Raw genomic sequence first — 23,268 nt, 5'->3', positions numbered from 1 at the left:
AACATTACGTTGGGGCTTTTGTGTTTTTTAAACCATTAATATAGTAGGTAAATAGCCACTCAAAAAGTGGTCGTCATTATTTATTTACTAGCTATTTACTATTATTTCTCTTTGTTCTCTGCCTTGCTTTCTAAGCTCGTTGGCTTGGTATCATTAGCAGTTTCGATGTCAGCACTTTTGGCATTGTCTTGACCAGAGTCAGGTAAGCGATTTGGATCAAGCGCGCCTTTTTTGGTCTTGGGTGCACTACCATTACCGTTAGCATTGCTATTGCTAGATGCCTTAGTTTTGGAGATAGCGGTTGAGTTCGCTGACATTACCCCTTTATTAGCAGACTCATCTTTTGGTTCGACAGTTTTGTCAGTAGTCGTTGCTGGCGACGTTGGAGAGTCTTTAGACTCAGCATCCTTGCTTGAATGACTTGATGAGTTATCAGCAGTGTTTTGCTCAGTGCTTTTCTGCTCAGTGCCTTTTTCTTTGTCACTATCCGTCGCTTGCTCGGCTGCATCAGCACTTTCATCGCTCGGCTCTTTCTCTTTACGTTTTTCCGGTGCTTTTGAGCTGGACTCAAAGTTGGCATCTGCCGCCATACGTGCTTGCTCTTGCTTCGGTGTTACATCTACTGGCTTTGGCTGCACTTCATCCTCTACCACTAGTGAGATAAGCTTACGATCGCGTGGTACGATGCCATCGAACTTATCAGTAATGACGTGTAACTTGCCTTCTTTGTCTATGGTATAGAGCGGGACAAATTGTTTGTTATCTGCTTTATATTGTTCAAAGCTGTAGCTATCAGTGATGTTGGTAATTTTGATACGCGCCTTTTTTGACAGCATACTGGCAAGCTTGGTATACGTCGCATCTTTGCCAAATAGCCACTGTGATTGAAAGCTCGACTGCTTGTCTTCACGTTCGCTTTTGACTTTTTCATCACTGAACTTGAGACGATACAATTTGCGCTCACCGAATTCATGACGATAATGAATCTCGGACAAGGTATTCATCTCTTTATCCATACTCATGGCAAACAGACGACCGATACCGATAAGGTCAAGGTTATGATCGGCATGATCAGAGATAGGATTACCAAAATAAGTACGCAAACCACTCATGCGTGCGCGGGCAATATTGGTATAGTTATTGTGCGCAACGATGACATCAAAGCCCTGGTCTTTTAGCGACGTTGCTATCAATAATGCGATGGGGTTTGAACCGACGATAAGAATACCGTTGGTCTCAGGCTCACGGACGCCAAGCAAGTTGCCGACCACTTTTGAGCCTAAGCCCTGAATCATAACCGTACCAATGATGACCATAAATACTAAGGGTACGAGCAGCTCAACGCCTTGAATATCATACTCTTGCAAGCGAATCGCAAACAGTGATGAAATAGCTGCCGCGACGATACCACGCGGCCCAATCCAACTAATCATCAGCTTTTCATTGGTCTTGAGGTTTGAGCCGATAGCCGATGCCCAAACAGACAGTGGGCGCGCCACAAACATTACAATAGCGAGTAGCACCAATCCTGCAAAGCCCACACTCATTAAGCTTGCCAGTTCTACACGTGCAGCGAGAATAATAAAGAGCACAGAAATCAGTAGAATGGTTAAGGATTCATTGAACTCTAGAATGGTCTCACGTGGGAATTTTGGCCAGTTTGCCAATGCCACACCCAGTACTGTAACGGTCAATAGACCAGATTCGTGCTCTAAATGGTTCGATATTGAGAACAGAACCAAGACAAACGCAAGGGTAAAGACATTGCGTAAAAACTCAGGAATCATATGACGGCGCATAAGGAACGCCAGTACCCAAGCGCCTGCCATCCCCATTGCAGTTGCCAACACAACGATTTTAGCAAACAGTAATATACTGCTGGCTTCGCCGCCAGAGATAATATATTCATAGACCAATACCACCGCAATGGCGCCGATTGGATCGATGATGATACCTTCCCATTTTAAGATGTTAGATATCGTCTTATTCGGGCGCACACTGCGCAGTAGCGGCATAATGACCGTTGGGCCAGTCACGCAAACCAGCGCACCGAATAGTAAGGCGATCAGTGGATCGACATCAAATAGTAGATAGGTCGATAACGCGACGATAGCGATGGTAATAAGTACGCCGACCGATACCAACATCTGTACGACAGTTCCATGCTGCTTAATCTCATCGAACTCTAAGGTCAGCGAGCCTTCAAAGAGAATAATTGCCACGCCCAAAGAGATGAAGGGGAACATCAGCTCCCCCAGTACTAAGTCGGGATCGAAGATACCCAGTACAGGACCTACGATAATACCAATCAGTAATAAAAATAAAATGGACGGTTGCTTTAAGTACCAAGCCAACCATTGGGCGGCGATGCCAATCCCAACCACGCCAGATAATAATAGGGCGGTATCCATAAATTGATCCTTTTATAATCTTGTCATATTTTATATCTATCAATCGCTCTTTAGCACCTATCTATAGAGGCACATTTTACAAAAGCTGAACGACAACAATGGCCAAGTGACAATAATGGTTAAGTGACAACAATGACAACCATCATGGATCATAACGTGAGCCAGATATGATATATATACTATAAAGTAATAGAGACAAACGCATTCCTAGACAAATAATGCCCATCCCAAGAAATATAATTAGCAGTGTCAACCTTGCTTGTGCTACTGGCTTGGCTTACGATCGGTAGTAATTGCACCTGTTTTACTGCTATTCAAATTTTTAGAAATGGTATAAGCGTCTCTAGACATGCAAAAGATGAAAAATAAGGGTGATGATAGCCAGTTCTATAAATATATAGTCCGTAATAATAATGGCTATTAACCTACGTTTTTTATAAAGTTATTAGGTTTGCCATCATAACATGATTTTATTTCATACCTACTAAGGCTGAGCTTACCACGACACAGTTTATCCACTATGACACTGCCACATCGTCAACTATATAAAGGTATTGCTTGTACTCGGCTATCTTGTATCGATATTATAGTGGGTTGATTATAGTATTGAGCAACCACAACAGGGTATAGAACCGTTATGAAATAACCAATCCTTGGGTTATCCTGAATTACTGAAATGATAGCAAAATAACGTGATGGTTTATTATACAGTAGCGGCATTTATCGTGTACGTAGCTTGTATCGAGAATCCACTATGAAAGAGTTACAGCAACGGTTGCCATGCAATAGCTATAAAATATAGATATAGCATGCAGACAAGCTAAAAAATATTAAGATGGCTTAAGCTAAAGTCACATTTTTTACCTGTCTTATAATGGCTCTAGAGAATAACCAGAACCAATTTATTCACATTGACAATAATAACAATCATGATCACTCATATGGAGGATGGTATGCGTACAGATATGTTTACAGCACAATCTAAATTGAATATGCAGCATTGGTTACAGCGTAGTGCGTTGGCGCTTGCTGTCAGTACATCGATGGTCGTTGGTATGACCGCCACGACTATGACCAGTGCTCAAGCGGCGGTCAGCACGGCAGACTTCTCTGACTTGGTACAACAAGTGACCCCGGCAGTCGCCCGTGTGAACGTCACAAAAACGATTAGTGAAGCTGAGCTTGCCAAGGCACAGACAGCTGAGCTGCTACGTCAGTTTTTTGGCGATCGTCTAAGTATTCCTGAACAGGCTACCATGCCAGCGATTGAGCATGCTTATGGCACAGCTTTCTTTGTCAGCTCTGATGGCTACATGCTGACCAATCATCACGTGGTGGAAGGTGCGGATAAAATCACGGTCACGCTCAATGATAGAACTGAGCTAGATGCGGTCTTAATCGGTAGTGATGAGCGCTCAGATGTGGCAGTGTTGAAAGTCGTGGGTAATAAATTCCCACCTCTACCTATCGGTGACTCGAATGCGCTGAGAGTAGGGGAGCCTGTACTAGCGATTGGTTCACCATTTGGTTTTGATTACTCGGCATCGGCTGGTATTGTCAGTGCCAAATCGCGCAGTTTTTCGCGTGAGACCAGTGTGCCATTTATTCAAACAGATGTGGCATTGAACCCCGGTAACTCAGGTGGTCCATTATTCAACCAGCGCGGTGAAGTTATTGGTATCAACTCGCGCATCTTTAGTGGTACTGGTGGTTATATGGGGCTGTCATTCTCGATACCGATTGATGCGGCAATGGATATCTATCAGCAGCTAAAAACAGATGGCGAAGTGGTGCGTGCTTATCTCGGTATTTATCCACAAGATATCGATCGTAATCTAGCTGAGGCTTATAAGCTGGCTCGCCCTCAAGGTGCGTTATTGACACGTGTGTCACCAGACTCACCAGCACAAAAAGCTGGTCTAAAACCTGGTGATATTATTTTGCAATATAACAATGTGCAGATTATGCAGGCCTCAGATTTGTTGAATCTACTCAATCGAGCTAAGCCAAGTGATGCATTCCGTGCACAGATTCAGCGTAATGGTAAGCAGATGATAGTCAGTGGCCAGCTTGCGTATGCACCCGATGATGTTAGAGCTCAAGGCGGTGATCAACAGAATGACGATGTACAGTTGGGCTTACGTCTACGTAATTTGACTGTTGATGAGCAAGCCGAAATCGCTGTGGATCATAAAACAGGCATTTTAGTGACGACAGTTGACCCCACTGGGCTTGCTGCACGTTCGGGTATATTGGCAGGCGATGTCATTACAAATTTTCATCAAAAGCCGATTAAGGAAGTGACTGACTTTTCAGATGCGATTTCATCACTACCTGAAAAAGGCGTGGTGACGATGGAAGTTATCCGTCAAGGTATCCCTGCGATTATCGGGTTACGGATTGAGTAGTCAGTAGGGTAGCGATAATCAATTCATTATGGAAGAGAGGTCATGTTAACTTTGCTTGTAGTCGCTTATATACATCTGTACTAGGTTGTCTTGGCCTTCTTTTCGATACGAGAGATAGTATTAAAAACTGTATGAGTAAACAAATTGTGACAGTGAGCGTCGATAATTGTACTTGTTTATCGTAGAGGCTGACCTCTATAATGGCTGATTTTTTATCCCATGATTGAAAGTGTGTCTTTAGCGAGATAGAAGATTGTTTCGATAACAATCATTTTGATGGGTTAAACGCTCGATATTATGGTTGTTATTACAATCGAAGCACGCCCTTATAAACTATTACAACCTATGATAAACGTACGCATGAAGTGATTTATTTAGCAGGCCATGCGCTCTAATATAGGATTGACTATAAGCTGTTTGATAGGCTCATACTGTTACATAACCATCAGGTAATTATGACTGACCATGTTTTATATATACTAGGTATCTCTACGTCAGCAGCATTGCTAGCGTACATCGTACTGTGGTCAATATTACAAACGTTTAATGCTAATCCTACCAAGCGATTTTTGCGTATTTGGGTGAAATTGATACTCTATTACGCAGCCTATACCATGCCCGTTTGGATCGTATTAATGGTGATCGGTTGGTCGCAGAATATGCTACCAGTACTGGCTCAGTTGTCCGTACCATCATTGTTGTTAGCCATATTCGTAATGGGCATGTACTTTTATACTGTGGTGATGCAGCCTAATTGTTTACGAGTAGAGCATCATGCTGTTGATTTGAATTTATCAAAACCACTGACCGTCGCTGTGCTAGCTGACTTACGCATTGGGATATATAGCGGTAAGCCGCGCCATATTCGTAAGCTTGTTGCCACTATCAATGCTTTGTCAGCTGATGCCGTATTGATTACAGGCGACTGGCTGTATTATCCAAGTGCAGATTTGGTTGGGCAGCTCATGCTGTTCAAAGCGGTCAATAAACCTGTCTATACGGTGATGAGTACGTCGGATCTGTGCTATCAATCGATTAATACGACCAAGCAAGGTCAGCCACTGTTGGAAGATACGTTGGCCAGCACTTTCGATGTACTTGATATCAGTTATATCGGTCAGCAGTGTACCTCGTTGCCGCTTAAGACTATGGATATCGGCGCGGTGAATAGCCGACCATTGAACCAAGATATTCTTAGACAGCAAGATAGTGATGCCAACTCAGTGGTCGCAGCGCTCTGCGGCTGGCAAGATATCCCTCAGAGACTCGCTAATATTGATGACTCAAACACGGCTGCAAAAGTAGCGCTTGGTGCTGAAATCGCCAATGCTGTTCACCCTGTTATTATTTTGGCTTCACGATTTGATAGTCTTAGCGATTTGCCCAAATCTTTACAGCCGCGACCGTTATTGATTACAGGCGCTGCGAAAGCCACTCAAGAGAACAGTTGGTGGGCACAAAAAACCCAAGACGTGCAACAAAGCGATGAGCAATCGATATTGTCAAATAACAGTCGGTTGGGTAAGCAGCGAGGTTTATATCAACATGCCAGTGCGCAGATATTCGTCAGTAGCGGTATAGGCACACGAGGGCTGCCTTTTCGGTTGTATCGCCCCACTATCGATGTGTTGACAATTCGTTAATTTGTGCCAAAATTCTTATAAGTCCTCATCCATTGCGCTAAACTGAATGTTAAGTAATAATGTCAGTATTGATGTGCTTTTTTGAGCATTATATGGGCATTATGGGACAAGAGATGAGACGTATTATTTGCTGCATAATAACCATATTGACCGTCAATTGATTGATAGCGGTCAAATTAAAATATGCTACACTAGCAGGCGTTTTTATTATTTAATTTTTATTGCTGAATAAGCCTTATCAGTCATTGGCAAACACAACGTCAATACGGATTTGAGTACATCATTATTTATGTGGCGGCCGCTTTGGCAGTAGTCAAAAATTTATTTTAAAAAGATGCTTATTTTAGAAGTATATTTGTTTTAGAAAGACATTTATTTTAGAAAGTTACTTAGCACTACCCTCAGGCAAGACATTGCTAATTGTGTTTATGGCTGCACATAATATTATGTGCAGCCATAAGCATGAGAATTGGCTCTTGCAAACGACCTATCATGTGACAGCTTTGACAAAAGCTAGGATAATACAGTAAGGCACGGTTATGAGCACAGCATACGACGAGATCAAAACCCGACTACAAGGCTCAATGGTAGCTTTGGTAACGCCCATGCATCCTGACGGCAAGGTTGATTATAAACGTTTGGCAGATCTCATAGATTGGCAGATTGAACAGGGCACCCATTGCTTAGTTGCTGTCGGTACCACTGGTGAGTCAGCGACACTGTCTATGCAAGAGCATAGCGATGTGATTCGCTACTTTGTACAGCATGTCAAAGGTCGTGTACCAGTCATTGCTGGTACAGGCGCTAACAATACAATGGAAGCCATCAAGCTGACTCAAGATGCAGCCGATGCTGGTGCAGACTGCGCATTGCTCGTAGCACCTTACTATAATAAACCACCTCAAGAAGGTTTGTTCCAACATTATAAAGCCATCGCTGAAGCGGTAAATATTCCGCAGATGCTTTATAACGTACCAGGACGCACAGTCGTTGATATCGCCCAAAATACCGTTGAGCGTTTATGCGATATCGACAATATTGTGGCCATTAAAGATGCGACCGGCTCTGTCAGCCGCGGCGAGCAATTGATCAAAGCCGTTGGTGATAGAATGGTTGTGCTGTCAGGTGATGACGGCACTGCGCTAGAGTTGATGAAATTCGGCGGTAAAGGCAACATCTCAGTAACGGCCAACGTCGCACCGAAAGCGATGAGCGAGACGTTTACGGCTGCGCTCCGTGGTGACTTTGACGCTGCTAATAAAGTACATGATATCGTCAAGCACTTACATCGTGACTTATTCATCGAATCAAGCCCTATCCCAGCCAAATATGCCTTACATAAAATGGGCATAATCGATAAAGGCATTCGTCTGCCATTGGTTTGGCTAGCGGAGCAACATCATGCGACTATTGATGAAGCATTGGTTCGTGCTAACTTAATATAGATTCGTTTGAATTTGCTATAAAATTGAGCGCTATAAATGCTAAGTCAGTCACTGATGATAGGCTTAGCAATATCTATATGACCTCATACACACGATAAGCCAAATAAGCAATCATTGCTAACTCAGAGAGATAATATGATGAACAGCTCATCAAAGACCACAAAAATATTCCCTGCGATGCTGACCTTGATACTAGGAAGTACGCTAGTATTGAGCGGCTGCCAAGCGACTAAAAACTTACTTGGTAAGCGTGACAACGGTAGCTTAGAGTATCAGCAAAGCAAAAAGCTTGCGCCAATAGAGCTGCCAGCTGCTACAGAAACAGCACCTTTCGTACCCTTATACGCCACACCTGACGCAGGTGCAAATACGCTAAAACTAGCGAACGAATCTGGTAGCCAGTATAAATTACCACAGCCTCAGCGTGCTGTAAGCGGTCTTCCGAATTAAAACTATTTCCCTATTTTTACCGTTGGTTTTTTATACTTGTTAATTTAACTATTAATACCGTCATATAAAAACTAGCGGTAGCTGCGCGTTTTTACCACATAAGCTTGAACGAACAGGAACTCTCATAATGCAAAAGCAACAACTGCTGTATAAAGGTAAAGCCAAATCTGTCTATGAAACAGAAGACAATGATCTTTTGATTTTACATTTCCGTGATGATACATCAGCGCTTGATGGTAAGCGTATCGAACAGTTAGCACGCAAAGGCGTAGTCAACAACCGTTTCAATGCTTTTATTATGCAAAAGCTGGCTGATGCTGGCATCGAAACGCATTTTGAAAAGCAATTGTCTGAAGACGAAGTGTTGGTCAAACGTCTAGATATGATTCCGGTTGAGTGTGTAGTACGTAACTTTGCTGCTGGTAGTTTGGTTCGTCGTTTGGGTTTAGAAGAAGGCCAAGCATTGACGCCGCCTACTTATGAGCTATTTTATAAAGACGATGCGCTTGGTGATCCAATGGTCAATGAGTCACTATCTGTTTCTCTTGGTTGGGCAACCGAAGCACAATTAGCAAGAATGGAAGAGCTGACTCATCAAGTGAATGATGTATTAAAGGCATTGTTTGATGCAGGCGATTTGATACTGGTTGATTTCAAGCTAGAATTTGGTGTATTCCATGATCGCATCGTTTTGGGTGATGAGTTCTCACCAGATGGCTGCCGTATTTGGGATAAAATCACCAAGAAAAAATTGGATAAAGATCGTTTCCGCCAGTCACTAGGTGATGTGATTGAAGCTTATGAAGAAGTGGCTAACCGCATTGGTGTACCATTAAGCTAAGCGATTAAGTTTCATAACATACAATAAAAGACTGAGCCATGTGCTCAGTTTTTTTATGGCATCATATTAATGTTTGTACCGTAGTGAGGACTTGAGTCTTCATATCTAGGCTATATACGCTAGTAAATACATCTATTAAAATAATGACAGTGTACTTCGTGGTGTACATGCAGTAATTATTATACATGGCTCATATCCAAGAAGTACTATGAAAAAGAGTCTTAAATGATTATTGCAGCCCCATGGATAACGATGAACTACTATATTACTTACAGAGATATTTAGACAGACTAGTCAATAACAGAATAAGCTATTTAAAATTTACCACGTGATTTGCTATGATATAGCACACTTTAAACCTTTGATTCTTCAAAGTTGAATATTGTCAGTAAAGGTATGACATTACTAAAATTTAGTTTCCTCTAGCTTTAAACGATAAGTTATTACGGTAATGGTGCGAATATATGAGTAACCGAAAGTATAACAAACGACTAGCAGCTTATGAATTAAAGTTGGAACCTATCATTGAGACAATACGAATTGAACGTGAAATAGAGCGAAAAAAACTCGCTTTAAAAAGTAATAGTCGAGCACTAAAAAATAGTGAACGATACATGCTGTCACAGGGATGTGATGAAAAGGATAAAACTGAGCTATCGGATGAGCTCAATACTATGTTGATGACAACTGCTAGTAGATCCTTTACTCAAAAAGACTATGAGGAAGGTATTCTTACTATTGGAAATAGAGAGACTAGTATGGATAACTTAATTAGAAGTTTAGCAATCCAGCGTTTGCAAGAAAATGGGATTGAGCAGCCAGTTCCTGAATACCCTTTTTCAATTCGGTATCCAATGCTCAGTTTGATTATAACGACGGGGGGCTTTATGGTGTTTCTACTAATTTTATCGAGCCTTTCCTAAAAACTGTGTAACTGCTTATAATCCACTAACCGGAGAATAAGCAATGGCTACTCAATCTGACATTAAAAAACTGGCCGAGCAAATGGCTGGTAGCATGAATAGCTTTGATGACATCAAAGACTTCCAAAAGCAGCTCATGCAATCCTTTATCGATACTGCCTTAGAGGCTGAGATGGAAGACCATCTCGGCTACCCCAAACATGAAAAGGCGGATAAACCTAATAAGCGTAACGGGCACACTAAAAAGACCGTCCGCAGTGACACAGGTGACCTTGAGATCTCCACCCCAAGAGACCGCGGTGGCAGCTTTGAGCCTGTACTCGTTAGTAAGCATCAAACCCGTATCTCAGGTCTTGATGATAAAATCATATTCCTTTACGCTAAGGGTCAAACCACCACCGAGATCGTAGAGAGCATTAAAGAGCTCTACGATGTCGACATCTCAAGCTCTCTTGTCTCAAGAGTCACCGATAACATATTAGAGGACATCACCGCTTGGCAGAACCGGCCGCTGAGCAGTGTTTATCCTATTGTCTATCTAGACTGCATTGTCGTCAAAGTACGTCAAGATAAGCAGATTATCAACAAAGCCATTTACTTAGCGCTAGGTGTTGCTCTTGATGGTAAAAAAGAGCTGCTTGGTATGTGGTTATCAGAGAATGAAGGCGCTAAGTTCTGGCTAGGCGTTCTCACTGAACTACAAAACCGCGGGGTACAAGATATCTTCATTGCCTGTGTCGACGGCTTAAAGGGCTTCCCTGATGCCATTAACACCGTCTACCCCAACGCTCAGGTTCAGCTGTGTATCGTACACATGGTGCGTTATTCCATGAAGTTTGTACCATGGACGGATAAGAAGGCAGTAGCGGCTGACTTAAAGGCCATCTACGGCGCTGATACGCTTGAGATAGCAGAGGCCAATCTTGAGCACTTTGATGAGGTGTGGGGTGATAAATACCCGCACGTGATCAAGTCTTGGCGCAGCAATTGGGAGGGCTTAACGGTGTTCTTTGAGTATCCTAAAGACATCAGGAAAGCGATTTATACCACTAATGCGATTGAGTCGCTAAACAGCGTGATTCGGACAGCGGTGAATAAGCGTAAGGTGTTCCCGTCTGACCAGGCGGCGTTTAAAGTGGTGTACTTGGCAACCCAGCAGGCATCCAAAAAGTGGTCGATGCCGATTCGTAACTGGACGGCTGCTCTTAATCGCTTTATGATTATGTTTGATGATCGTATCAGCAGGCATTTAATCTAAAGGGCAGTTACACAGAATCTGGGATGGTCTCATTTTATCTTGCCATCGTTGTATGAACACTTTCTTTAATTATAAGTTTAGCTAATTAACTATTATTGATATATATAGTTTTGATCAACATTTAGATATCAAGTCTAGTATACCCCAACGGAACCAGTATATTTCGTCCTTCAAGCCTATTAACAGATACTTAAAACAGACTGGTATAATGGAACCACTCAAAACAGACTGCGATTTTCATCTGTTTATCAATAATACTTAATGACGAAACCATCTTTATCCATAAGTATTGATGCTTACCACGCACTATTAATATTAGCCTTCCGACCACAGATTTATAGTCTAACTCGTATAAAAATCAAACATAGCGTAAACATTGTCCTCAATACCTTATCTTAATTTCATGTTAATTTATTAATACTTGTTTATTAGTATTTGGTCATGTCAATTAGATTATAAAAATAAGAAAAGGTTTCGCTAATGTCTACTGCCTCGTCAACTGTTTTAGCACCTGACTGGTTTACGCGTCCAACTTGTGTAGTCGCTGCTGACTTGGTTGGCAAAGTGCTCTGTAGAAAATTGATAGATACCGATGACACTGTGAAAGTACTGCGAATGCGTATCTCAGAGACCGAAGCCTATATCGGTGAAAGTGATCCTGCTTGTCATTCGCATGCAGGCACACGAACCTCACGTACTGAAATCATGTATGAGCAAGGCGGTGTGTTCTATGTCTATTTGACCTATGGTGTACATCATATGCTTAACTTAATCAGTGGTGCTGCAGAGTCGCCTGAGTCGGTGTTGATACGGGCTGGATTTTTGACAGAGAATAGTGATCGTCTAGTTGACGAGCAATTACTTAGTTCAGACAAACAGCTTAGCCATCCCAAGCAGTTTGCTGGCCCTGGGAAGCTAACCAAGAGATTGCAAATTGATCGTGATTTATATGGCAAGGTGATTGGCCCAGCGTCAGCTGTTTGGATAGAGGATGATGGATGTCAGCCTTCAATATCGCTGCGCCCACGTATTGGCATTGACTATGCAGGTGAAGCAAAAGACTGGTTGCTACGTTATGTTTGGACTGACCATGCTTCTTTATCCAAAAAATAGTATCGCCTGTAGATCGGACAGTTTATCTTGAATTTATTTTATGAGATTAATGTAGAGAGGATGGACAACATGTATAAACTCACGGTTTTTATCCCAGAATCTGCTTTAGAGCAAGTAAAGTCTGCTTTGTTTGGGGTCGGTGCAGGCACCATTGGCAATTACGAGCAATGCTGTTGGCAGGTAAAGGGAACAGGACAGTTTATGCCATTATCAGGTAGTACGCCGCACATCGGTACACATGACAGCTTAGAAGTGGTCGATGAGTGGCGAGTTGAAATGGTGGTTGATGAAGCATTTATCGATGTTACTATCGCTGCGTTAAAAGAGGCGCATCCATATGAGACACCAGCTTACGATGTGATAAAGGTCTTAGATTTCTAGTATTTAAATTGAAGGTATGCTCTGTTCTTGCATAATAAAGTGAAAAAAAGGTCAAATATACCAAGGGCTGGTTTATTTGACCGTAGGTATCAAGAGGTTAGTGATGCCAAAAATTTATACTCGTATCTATACTATAAGATACGAATGTTGAGAATAGTAGTGGTGTTGAAATCTAGTCTTTTTTCACCTTAATGACATTTAGATTTGGATAGCCAAGTAGTATTTCATAATCTTGTGAGCCACGTCTTGCTTCGACTTCAAACACACCGCGATTGTTCTTTTCTTCAAGCTCAATATCTTTTACACGGTAACCCATCGCACTAACTTTTCTGATGGCTTGTTGTTTGATGGCTGGGTAGCGGGATTCTCTTGTAATATTGCCTTCGACATCACCGTTTTTATGATGCTTACTGTTTTTATGCTTACCATTATTTTTATATTTGTCTTTTTTATCATGGTCTTTTTCGTATCTATCATCTTTTCCAGTAGATGACCATGATTTCTTGTCTGAGCTGATAAGCCTCAAGTTAGGATACGTATACTTAAGCTCATAGGCTTGTTTACCTTTAGTGGCATAAGCCGTAAGTATCTGACTGCCTCGATAATTGCTAGCTTGAATGTCTCTGACATCGTAACCCTTGCGACGTAAGTCTTGACGTAGCTGCTGATTAATGCGGTTGACGTTATTGTTACTCGTATTGCTATCACGGTACACAGGGTGATTGTCATAAGGGGAGGCAATAGTGGTACAGCCGACTATCGTGCCCAACAAAGCAACCGCAAGCCCCGATGAAAGAATCGTTTTTACGGTGGAGCGTTGTAGTGTTCTCATAATGAATCTTCCTATTATTTGGTATAGCACAGCGACTGTGTATTTTTAACTATGTATTCTTAACTTGATTTGCTTAATTTGAAGAATTTAATATATTGGTACTCACTACTATACTGGCGAAAATATCTTGCCCAGCAACGGTCTTTTGATAATCCAACTAATGATGAAATATTTACTTACATTATCAATCATAAGGTATAAAGCTTGGTGTTAGATGTCATTTACGTTAAGAAGTTGTAAATGAACAAAACAGTCATGCGTTAGACAGAGTCTCCAAGACAAGCCGTTGAGCAACATAATACAAAGACAATAAATTAATAAGATACTCAATTAATAATAAGGGAAAAAATGCCACTCAAACTTATTTTGTTTTCAGGATTTGCAGGTGCAACGGTATTTATAGGTGGACTACTGGCCAATATGTTTGACCATCATATTAAAGACAGCCCGGTTAAGGCGCAGCTGGTTCATACCTTAATGTCTTTTGGCGCAGGTATTATTTTGTCTGCGCTGGCATTGGTATTAGTGCCCAAAGGTATGGATGAGTTAGGTGTTTGGGGCGTGATGGGATCGTTTTCATTTGGCGCTATCTTGTTTATGTTGATAGACCGAAAGCTAGCATCATCAGGCAGTCAGCAGGCAACGTTGCTAGCGATGATGATGGATTTTGTGCCAGAGTCTATTGCTTTAGGTGCAGTCTTTGCTATCGAACCACAAATGGCATTGTTGTTGGCTATTTTTATTGGTTTGCAAAATTTGCCTGAATCTTTTAACTCGTTTCGTGACTTAGTGCGCAGCGGTTTTAGTGTGCGAAAGACATTGACCATATTTTTTGGTTTAAGCTTTTTTGGTGTCATCTCAGCACTTATTGGGCATTTTTTATTGAGTCAACATCCCAATATCACTGCACACCTAATGACGTTTGCGAGTGGTGGCATTCTTTATTTATTGATTCAAGACATTATTCCTGAAAGTAAATTAGACAATAATTATCTGACGTCACTGGGTGCCTCCCTAGGCTTTTTGGTCGGCGTGGTCGGTGAAATGGTCATTTAGCCATGCAAAAGCAAGACAAGTTGGCTCATTATTAAAACGCTTGTAAGCATATGCTTACACTCAATGACGCTTATGCGACTTAACATCAGGTCAGGAATTGGGCATTATAGTCACACGGCATTAGGAAATGTGACTCAAGGATTGAGTTGACCGCATTAAGGATAATGACTGACTTATTAGCATCAGGATGATAATAATGAGTGAGGTAAGGACACATAACCTTTGCTGATAGCAGCAGTTAATGCTGTAGACGTAGTAAATAGGGCAGGATGCCCAGTATCACAATATGCTGAAGACTATGCAAGGATGTATAGGAAACAGTCGTGATAGGTAACATGGATAGTTAACAATAAAACCGCATAACAATTAATTGCTATGCGGTTTTATCGTGTCTGGGTGTTGAGAAACTTTATTAAGCTGAAGGACGAATGATTTTTTATCTGTCCGCTTGTCCTCAATATATCTATCAAGCTCTACAGAAGTCATCAGCCAATAAAAAGCCGCATAGATTCTATGCAGCTTTTTATTTCTTATCATTAAAATAAATTAGTATTTATTTTCACGGCGCCAGTCATCTACTTCGCGCTCAGCGTCATCTTTGGCGTGGCCATAACGCTCTTGTACACGGCCAACCAACTTGTCACGGCTACCCTCGATATGCGTTAAATCATCATCAGTTAGTTCAGCCCATTTTTGCTTTACTGAGCCTTTTAGCTGATTCCATTCACCTTTTAGCGTATGTTCATTCATTGTTGTCTTCCTTATTTTATTGAACGTGCTTGAGTAAGTCTTGTTTTTAACTGCTCTTATTATTGGTTGTTTTTATAATTATTTGATCACCAAAGCAGTTATTTTTTATTGTTATTGACTGCCTTGTGGTAATAAATATAATCAGTTTTGACAGTGGTGTCTGTACATCCAATGTTTATAGTGTTGCTTAATTATAATGAATGGCATAGGTCTGTTACCTATACCATCATTGTGTCAAAATCGGGCTCACTTGTGTTTGCAATACGTAGTAGCCACCAAGCATATTTTTATAAAATTATGATTTCAAAGCCATTTAAATTTATAAAGTTGTTATATTGAGCGCTTAATAAGCATAAAAATATAAATAGCAATGCACCTACAATGCGTTAAATCATACGAATAACTTTTAACTTTGATATTACTGTGTGGGGTTTTTAAGGGTAGCCAAATATGTGTGATAGCGTTTGGTCAGATTTTTTAATCGAATGCGATCAGCAATGAGTGAGAATATCGGTGAAGCATCGGGTTTAGGTAGCTTGCCTTTACCCATACGCTGCAGTTGGCGCTTGATCACTGCCATAGTAGCAACAGCGCTCAAGGTTTTATCACGCCATTGCACAACTGGATTATGAGCGCTAATGGTTTCATCTTTTTTCCAATCATTGGGTAACGAAGGGTTCATGGCGAGAGCAGTGCCCATACCAACGATATCAATCCCCTGCGCGAGTACATTTTCTGCAACGGCCAAGCGTCTAACGCCACCTGTGGTCATCACTGGCATGGTAGCTACTTGCGCAATCTCTTTTGCAAAGTCTAAAAAATAGGCTTCTCGTTGTAGCGTTCTGCCATCTGCCGTATTACCCTGCATAGCAGGGCTTTCGTAACTACCACCAGACAGCTCAACCAAATCTACCGCCAACTCAGTCATGGCTAAAATAACCACTTTTGCATCGTCTGCATCAAACCCACCACGTTGAAAATCTGCTGAATTTATTTTGACCCCAATGGCAAAATTGGATGACACTTCAGCACGAACCGCTTTAATAACGGTAATCAATAGTCGCATACGGTTCTCAATTGAGCCACCATATTCATCTTGGCGTTTATTGGTCAATGGTGATAAAAATTGAGAAATGAGATAACCATGGGCAGCATGAATTTGGACACCATCAAATCCCGCCTGTTCGGCTCTGACTGCTGTGTCTGCGAAGCGTTGAATGAGCTGTTCAATATCTTGCAGCGTCATGGCTCGAGGTTGGCTAAATAAACCAGAGTGCTTACCCAAGTCGATGGCCACATTAGAAGGCGACAACACATCCCCGCCCATGGCAGCATACACTTGACGGCCAGGATGATTTAACTGCATCCAAACGTGCGTGTTGTTTTGTTTTGCAGCCTGTGCCCATGCTGTAAAAGGAGCGATATCGCTGTATTTATCTAATACGATGCCACCAGGGCCTGTCATCGCACGACCATCCACCATGACGTTACCAGTGATCAGAAGGCCTGTGCCACCTTCAGCCCAGCGCTGATATAAGTGCAAAAGTGCATGGCCAGGAATTTGGCCTTCATCCGCCATGTTTTCTTCCATAGCAGCTTTAGCCAAGCGGTTAGAAAGGGTGGCGCCACAAGGCAATGTGAAAGGGGAAAAAACAGATGATGTCATGATGGCAACCTAAAAATTTCATTTTGTGAAGCACGAGTTCTACTATGGGTTTCACTATAGACTTATGGTTTAAATGACTATAACCTTATAGTTGAAATAATAGCTATCGGCGTGTGGCCGTCATCATCACATTTTTTCGGCGCAATAGCACTCAAGGTAAATTACTGGTGTGTCGATTTAATTATTTATCGAATAAGTAAATAAACAAGGATGCTTCTTCATTGACTGTACTAGCGCAATATTCAGATGTACCAACAGAATCTAAACGCGAGATGGCGAAAGCCAAAACGCGCCGTGCATTATTGAAAAGTGCATTAAGGCTGTACAGTTTAGAGGGTGCTCAGGGCATGAGTATGAATAAAGTGGCCAAAGGTGCTGGTATTGCGCAGCCAAGCTTTTATAACCATTTTGACAGCCTAGACGCGCTGCAAAATGAACTGAGTGCTCAGTTAAAAGACAATTATTTATCGCCCATGCGACTGGCGTGGGTCGATATGCTCAAAGATTATGATGTATTAAGTAAAGCGCAGTTCAATGAGCGCTGTCAGCAATGTTTGGTAATGATTTTTGATTCGGCGTTTCAAAATATTGCACTGTTTCAGCATTTGCTAGAGGATCGCCCACGGTTTACTGCCAATATAGAAAACCAATCTTCGTTAAACAACGGATTGGGCAATTTAGTTACCGAGATACAAGAAGAGTGGACAGAGATATTTCTTCAAGGATTGCAGCTATCCAATCGTTCTTGTGAACGCAGCGCTGTCAATCTTTGTGTTGATATTGCTGCTGCACAAGTACATGAGCTCATATTAGGCTGTCATCAGCAGCGCTACTCAAGGCAGCAAGCGATTGCCACATTGAGTACCAGCTTTGATGCGCTGTTCGCCAATTTTTTGCACGGAAGCAATAGTAGTGAATAATGATAATAAGCGAAAACTATTATCGTAAAAACTAGGATTAATCAAACACAACAGGGAGAGTTATTATGGCCACAACCATGGCTACACCAACGTTAGGCGAAGAGCAAACGCATTTTAGAACTTGTACATTGTGCGAGGCGATGTGCGGTGTTGAGATAAAACACGACGGCGAAAAAGTCTTGTCGATTAAAGGCGATAAAAACGATCCCTTTTCGCAAGGTTATATTTGTCCAAAAGCAACGGCTTTGCAGGATTTGCACGAAGACCCTGACCGTTTGCGCCAGCCAGTCGAGAGAACGGCCGATGGCTGGAAAACCATCAGTTGGCCAGAAGCATTGGATAAAGTGGCTGCAGGTATCCAATCAGTACAGCAAAAATACGGTCAAAATGCGTTCGGGGTGTATTTAGGTAACCCTAACGTACACAACATGGGCGGTATGTTGACCATAAAACAACTGCTTACCAGCTTAAAAACACGCAGTCGATTTTCTGCCACTTCCATTGATCAACTGCCGCACCATATCGTCAGTATGCACTTGTTCGGTCACATGCTACGGATTCCTGTGCCTGATGTGAATCACACGCAATATATGCTGATTATCGGTGGCAATCCGCTGGCCTCTAACGGCAGTATCATGACCGCCCCGAATATGCGCCAAAAGCTAAAAGACATCAAAGCTCGTGATGGCAAAGTCGTGGTGATTGACCCAAGACGCACAGAAACTGCCGATATCGCTAGTGAGCACCATTTTATTCGCCCCGCGACAGACGTGTTGCTGTTACTGGCGATGCTGAATGAAATCTATGCACAAGGCTATGCTAAGTTAGATGGCAAGGTTGCTGATTTGGCACCAGAGATTGACCGACTTGCTCTGTTTGCCAAAGAGTACACGGCTGAATCTGTAGCAGACATTACTGGTATTACGGCACCTGAGATCAAACGTATTGTGAAAGAGTTCTGCGAAGCGGAAAGCTCAGTCTGCTATGGTCGAATGGGCATCTCGGTGCAAGAGTTTGGCCTACTGAGCCAGTATCTGTCGATGGTGATCAATATTGTTACGGGTCGTTTAGATGAAGTGGGCGGATTGATGTTCCCCAACCCTGCGGTGGCTGTTGTGGACAGCTCTGGCCCAGGATATTTGGGTAAACGCCACAGCCGCGTGAGCAACTTGCCTGATTTTAATGGTGAGTATCCCGTGGTTGCGATGGCGGATGAGATGTTGGTAGAAGGTGATGGGCAGTTAAAAGGGTTTATCATGGTTGCTGGTAACCCTGTCCTTAGTACTCCAAATGGCGAAAAATTGGATGAGGCACTATCACAATTAGAGTTTATGGTCTCACTGGATTACTTTGTGACGGAAACCAGTCGTTATGCCAACATCATTTTGCCACCCGTATCGCCGTTAGAGCGTGACCATTACGACGTTACATTTAACGGTTTTGCTGTGCATAATGTCGCTAAATACTCGCCTGCCTTGTTTGAGAGAAAAGACGATGAAAAACATGATTGGGAGATTTATTTAGAGCTGGCCGATCGCTTGGATAAAGATGCGCCAGAAGCAACGCAAAAAGAGCGTGCAGCGATAAAAGCATTTGGACCAAAATTTATGTTAGAGCAAGGTCTAAAGTATGGGCCTTATAAAGATATCACGTTAGATGTGCTCATGGAAAACCCGCATGGCATCGATTTAGGACCATTACACAGCATGTTGCCAGAGGCTATTAAGCATGCAGACAAACAGATTCATCTTCATGTGGATTTTTATCAGGCAGATTTGGCACGTGTCAAAGAAATGGTGCAAGAATATGACAGTAGCCAAACGCTGCTCATCGGCCGCCGTCATGTGCGTAGTAACAACTCGTGGTTGCACAATAGCCATCGCTTGGTAAAAGGAAAATCTCGTTGTACATTGATGCTGCATCCTGACACAGCGGCGCAGCATGGTATCGTTGATGGTCAATCTGTAAAAGTCACCTCACGGATTAGTAGCGTGGTCATTGCAGCAGAAGTGACCGACGAGCTAATGCCCGGCGTAGTCAGTATTCCGCATGGTTGGGGTCACGGTCGCAAAGGCGTTAAGCAGCAAATTGCTCAAGCACATGCCGGGGTGAGTGTTAACGATTTGACTGATGACACTTTGATTGATCAATTAAGCGGCAACGCGGCAGTTAACGGCGTACCGGTACAATTAGAAGCGCTTGAATCAGTAACAGATGACGCATTGGCTACGGCATCATAAAACTTGATGGACAGCGTAACAGCTTAATAATTGTCTTAAATCTAAACTAAAAAGAAGGCGCTTACTATATATAAGCGCCTTCTTTTTTGCACGAAATCTGAATATATCTCTTATCTGATTAAGCGCTCATACCGACAAAGTCAAAATCAACGCTAGGCGTTTCACCTTGGATTAACAGACTAATGGCTTTTGCAGAACCACAAGAATGTGTCCATCCCAATGTACCGTGTCCGGTGTTGAGCCATAGATTGTCAAAAGTCGCTGAAGCATTATGACTACCATGTTTGACTTGACCGCAGTGCGCACGACCAATCAAAGGCACGTTCGATGGGGTCATCGGGCGCAGTCCTGTCCAATATTGTACCGAGTTTGCAATAATCCCTTTGGGGAACAATTGCTGCACACGTCGAGTAATCGCTTCACAGCGAGTGGCATTTAAGTCTAAGTTATAGCCATTAAATTCAGCGGTACCAGCGACTCGCAATTTGTCACCCAATCGTGAGGTGACCAGTTTGAACTCATCATCAATTAGACTAACAAAAGGCGCTAAGTGTGGTGCTCGTGGGTTGACGGTATAAGTGGCAGAGTAGCCTTTTGCTGGAAATATTGGCGCGTGTATGCCTAAAGGTTTTAACAATGACACGCTATAGCTACCAAGCGCCAATACATAAGTATCCGCAGTAAAGGTCTGGGCATTTTCACCTGCTGGGCGAATGGTGACACTGTGCACATGCGGGCGCGAAGAGTCTATATCGGTATTGAGTGCCAAAATCTCGGTATCATATAAGAACTGTACGCCAGCATCGATGCAGCGCTGTGCTAACCGTTGAGTAAATAGATGGGCATTGCCAGACTCATCACGACTGGTATAGGTCGCTCCAGTCAGCTTATGAGCAATTGGGTAAAGGGCTGGCTCTAAATTGACCGCATTATTAATATCAATCACGTAGCGCTCACAACCGAGCGCTTGCATACGTTCGGTTGGCTCGATGGCAGCATCAAACTCTGCCTGATTGGTATAAAAATGCATGATACCGCGTGTTTGCTGCTCATAATTAATACCGATATCTGCACGCAGCTGCTGCAAAGCGTCTCTAGAATACAGACCCAGACGTACCATTTGTACGAGATTGGCATCGGCTCTATCGGCGCGGCACTCTTGCAGAAACTGCATCGCCCATTTGAGCTGAGCTTTGTCAGCCCGCAAGCGATACAGAAGCGGGGCGTCTTCTTTAAACAACCACTTGAGTGCTTTCATCGGAGTCGCAGGGTTGGCCCAAGGTGTGGCATGCGACACCGATATTTGACCACCATTTGCAAATGAGGTTTGCAAGCCTGCTGCGGGTTCACGCTCAATCACAGTCACATCATAGCCTGCTTGACGAAGATACCATGCGGTGGTCACACCGACCACGCCTGCTCCAAGTACTGCAACATGTGTCATAGGATTCTCTACTGTGATTGTCTAATGGCTTGATAGCGATGGGTCAAACTTCTAACACCCTGTATCAGGCAAGTTTTATTTGGCGCGGGCCACATCAGCTTTCAGGGGAGCTGGCAAGTCTAGTGGCGTCAGTAGGCTATCAACAAGGTATTCTGGACGAGCAATCACCAATGCTTCAAAACCTTCGGCATTAGCAATCGCATTGACCACTTGGATTTTATCAAGCTTGTTACCTGCAGCTGGTACCTCACCAGTGCCTTTTACATAGTGCAAAAATGCTTTGGGTGCTGATTTAAAATAAATACGAGCGATGACTTCTTGACCCAGATAGCAGCCTTTGTCGTAATCCATACCGCCGCGCTGATGCAGACGCAGCTCTTGCGGTTGGAATTCACCTTGAGTGGCAGCTACGATCCAATAGTTACCAGTGGCAATACTGCATTGCATCCAAGCTTGTGTATCCTCAGTCGTATTATGATCGTCTTTATGGCTAAAAGTCGGTACATTATCAAGGACACAAGGATAAATTGGCGTCGGTGCGCTGGTTTCAAATTTAGAAAACGCCCCGAATTTCTTTAAGTGGGCTTGCAGAGCATCCGCACAGTCGCTACTGATGACCACATCATATTGCTTTTCTGCTTGTTTCTTAATCCAAATACCAAATTCAATGCGTCCCTTTAAATTACCAATGGCAGCAGCTTGATAGCTGAGGCCGAGCTTGGTGACATCACAGGTCAACTGTCCTTGAAAGAATTTTTCGGCATCCTCGCCTTGAATGGTTAATTGGGCAAACTTTGGTAATATCGATGCATTTGAAATTTGAGTCATTATTATTATCCTTCTGATGAGAGCTTATTTATTAATAATATGTAGGGTAAATCGAAGTGATAAAAAATTATACGGGCATTTTTATCATTGACAGTATATGTGCACATTAAACTAAATGAAGCTAAGAAGAGTACCACAAAAAACACGGTCATAAAAAAGCTCGTGGTTAAGTGGTGAGTTAACAGTTAAATTGGGCTCAGTACCCAGTTTTCAACCGTACAAATTGGTTAAAATTGTCGAGTTACGGTACAATGTTGGCTCTAGTAAAAACCTAATCTGTCATGGCTGCCGAGGAAATAATGAGCTTACCAAATTGCCCTAAATGTGATGCTGAATATACGTATGAAGATGGTGCGTTACTGGTATGTCCAATGTGTGCTCATGAGTGGACGGCGGCTGAGACCGATGCTGCGCAAGCTGAAGAGCAAGATGCAGTTATTCGTGATGCTGTCGGCAACGAGCTACAAGACGGTGATGCGGTGACTGTGATCAAAGACCTAAAAGTCAAAGGCTCTTCAATCGTGATTAAAGTCGGGACGAAAGCGAAAAGCATTCGCCTGTTGCCAGATGCTACTGACGGTCATGATATCGACTGCAAGCTTGACGGCTACGGGCCAATGAAGCTCAAATCTTCTGTTGTCAAAAAAGCCTAGCGCTCC

19 protein-coding genes are annotated in these 23,268 nt (G+C 42.7%); 13 read left to right on the top strand and 6 right to left on the bottom strand.

The window, feature by feature from the left end; all coding sequences use genetic code 11:
* Nucleotides 1–101: 101 nt before the first annotated feature.
* The gene (locus JMW61_RS03365) at nt 102–2,411 is read right to left on the bottom strand and encodes a cation:proton antiporter (protein ID WP_227687347.1); all 2,310 of its coding nucleotides are present in this window, start codon (nt 2,409–2,411) and stop codon (nt 102–104) included.
* Between the two features lie 992 nt (nt 2,412–3,403).
* Here JMW61_RS03365 and JMW61_RS03360 point away from each other — a divergent pair.
* From JMW61_RS03360 to JMW61_RS03320, 9 genes are all read left to right on the top strand, one after another.
* The gene (locus JMW61_RS03360) at nt 3,404–4,819 is read left to right on the top strand and encodes a Do family serine endopeptidase (protein WP_406947819.1); all 1,416 of its coding nucleotides are present in this window, start codon (nt 3,404–3,406) and stop codon (nt 4,817–4,819) included.
* Nucleotides 4,820–5,274: 455 nt separating this feature from the next.
* The gene (locus JMW61_RS03355; protein WP_201549567.1) at nt 5,275–6,462 is read left to right on the top strand and encodes a metallophosphoesterase family protein; all 1,188 of its coding nucleotides are present in this window, start codon (nt 5,275–5,277) and stop codon (nt 6,460–6,462) included.
* A 539-nt stretch (nt 6,463–7,001) separates the two neighbouring features.
* Nucleotides 7,002–7,907: a 4-hydroxy-tetrahydrodipicolinate synthase gene (gene dapA, locus JMW61_RS03350; protein WP_110921977.1), complete on the top strand. Its 906-nt coding sequence runs from the start codon at nt 7,002–7,004 to the stop codon at nt 7,905–7,907.
* A gap of 135 nt (nt 7,908–8,042) precedes the next feature.
* The gene (locus JMW61_RS03345; protein ID WP_406947802.1) at nt 8,043–8,357 is read left to right on the top strand and encodes a hypothetical protein; all 315 of its coding nucleotides are present in this window, start codon (nt 8,043–8,045) and stop codon (nt 8,355–8,357) included.
* 127 nt (nt 8,358–8,484) lie between these two features.
* Nucleotides 8,485–9,198, top strand: a complete 714-nt coding sequence (gene purC, locus JMW61_RS03340; protein ID WP_110921975.1) for a phosphoribosylaminoimidazolesuccinocarboxamide synthase — start codon at nt 8,485–8,487, stop codon at nt 9,196–9,198.
* 464 nt (nt 9,199–9,662) lie between these two features.
* Nucleotides 9,663–10,121 (top strand): hypothetical protein, encoded by a 459-nt coding sequence (locus tag JMW61_RS03335; RefSeq protein WP_201549565.1) that lies wholly within the window; start codon nt 9,663–9,665, stop codon nt 10,119–10,121.
* Between the two features lie 43 nt (nt 10,122–10,164).
* Nucleotides 10,165–11,379, top strand: a complete 1,215-nt coding sequence (locus tag JMW61_RS03330) for an IS256 family transposase (protein ID WP_201549563.1) — start codon at nt 10,165–10,167, stop codon at nt 11,377–11,379.
* Nucleotides 11,380–11,859: 480 nt separating this feature from the next.
* Nucleotides 11,860–12,492: a DNA-3-methyladenine glycosylase gene (locus tag JMW61_RS03325; protein ID WP_201549561.1), complete on the top strand. Its 633-nt coding sequence runs from the start codon at nt 11,860–11,862 to the stop codon at nt 12,490–12,492.
* A gap of 69 nt (nt 12,493–12,561) precedes the next feature.
* Complete coding sequence (locus JMW61_RS03320; protein WP_201549559.1) at nt 12,562–12,873, top strand: NGG1p interacting factor NIF3; 312 nt, start codon at nt 12,562–12,564, stop codon at nt 12,871–12,873.
* 172 nt (nt 12,874–13,045) lie between these two features.
* Here JMW61_RS03320 and JMW61_RS03315 read toward each other — a convergent pair whose 3' ends face one another.
* The gene (locus tag JMW61_RS03315) at nt 13,046–13,705 is read right to left on the bottom strand and encodes a hypothetical protein (protein ID WP_201549557.1); all 660 of its coding nucleotides are present in this window, start codon (nt 13,703–13,705) and stop codon (nt 13,046–13,048) included.
* A gap of 348 nt (nt 13,706–14,053) precedes the next feature.
* On the opposite strand from JMW61_RS03315, the gene JMW61_RS03310 reads away from it, so the two are divergent.
* The gene (locus JMW61_RS03310) at nt 14,054–14,761 is read left to right on the top strand and encodes a ZIP family metal transporter (RefSeq protein ID WP_197099671.1); all 708 of its coding nucleotides are present in this window, start codon (nt 14,054–14,056) and stop codon (nt 14,759–14,761) included.
* 546 nt (nt 14,762–15,307) lie between these two features.
* Here the strand turns inward: JMW61_RS03310 and JMW61_RS03305 are convergent.
* Together JMW61_RS03305 and JMW61_RS03300 are read right to left on the bottom strand one after the other, a co-directional pair.
* Nucleotides 15,308–15,511, bottom strand: coding sequence for a CsbD family protein (locus JMW61_RS03305; protein WP_110921969.1), 204 nt, complete (start codon nt 15,509–15,511; stop codon nt 15,308–15,310).
* A gap of 418 nt (nt 15,512–15,929) precedes the next feature.
* On the bottom strand, nt 15,930–17,177 hold the full coding sequence (locus JMW61_RS03300; RefSeq protein ID WP_197215626.1) for an NADH:flavin oxidoreductase/NADH oxidase family protein: 1,248 nt from the start codon (nt 17,175–17,177) through the stop codon (nt 15,930–15,932).
* A gap of 221 nt (nt 17,178–17,398) precedes the next feature.
* Between JMW61_RS03300 and JMW61_RS03295 the strand changes: the two genes are divergently transcribed.
* The gene (locus tag JMW61_RS03295) at nt 17,399–18,097 is read left to right on the top strand and encodes a TetR/AcrR family transcriptional regulator (protein ID WP_197215628.1); all 699 of its coding nucleotides are present in this window, start codon (nt 17,399–17,401) and stop codon (nt 18,095–18,097) included.
* 65 nt (nt 18,098–18,162) lie between these two features.
* Nucleotides 18,163–20,337, top strand: a complete 2,175-nt coding sequence (locus JMW61_RS03290; protein ID WP_227687346.1) for a molybdopterin oxidoreductase family protein — start codon at nt 18,163–18,165, stop codon at nt 20,335–20,337.
* A gap of 118 nt (nt 20,338–20,455) precedes the next feature.
* On the opposite strand, the gene JMW61_RS03285 is transcribed toward JMW61_RS03290, so the two are convergent.
* Together JMW61_RS03285 and ygfZ are read right to left on the bottom strand one after the other, a co-directional pair.
* The gene (locus JMW61_RS03285; protein ID WP_201549555.1) at nt 20,456–21,781 is read right to left on the bottom strand and encodes a D-amino acid dehydrogenase; all 1,326 of its coding nucleotides are present in this window, start codon (nt 21,779–21,781) and stop codon (nt 20,456–20,458) included.
* A gap of 75 nt (nt 21,782–21,856) precedes the next feature.
* Nucleotides 21,857–22,609 (bottom strand): CAF17-like 4Fe-4S cluster assembly/insertion protein YgfZ, encoded by a 753-nt coding sequence (gene ygfZ / locus JMW61_RS03280; RefSeq protein WP_201549553.1) that lies wholly within the window; start codon nt 22,607–22,609, stop codon nt 21,857–21,859.
* A 299-nt stretch (nt 22,610–22,908) separates the two neighbouring features.
* On the opposite strand from ygfZ, the gene JMW61_RS03275 reads away from it, so the two are divergent.
* Nucleotides 22,909–23,262, top strand: a complete 354-nt coding sequence (locus tag JMW61_RS03275; protein WP_110921964.1) for a zinc ribbon domain-containing protein YjdM — start codon at nt 22,909–22,911, stop codon at nt 23,260–23,262.
* Nucleotides 23,263–23,268: the final 6 nt, after the last annotated feature.

Source organism: Psychrobacter fjordensis, assembly GCF_904845995.1.
GTDB lineage: Bacteria > Pseudomonadota > Gammaproteobacteria > Pseudomonadales > Moraxellaceae > Psychrobacter > Psychrobacter fjordensis.
The sequence above is the reverse complement of the archived record's forward strand: the minus strand, read 5'-3'. Positions and strand labels throughout refer to the sequence as shown.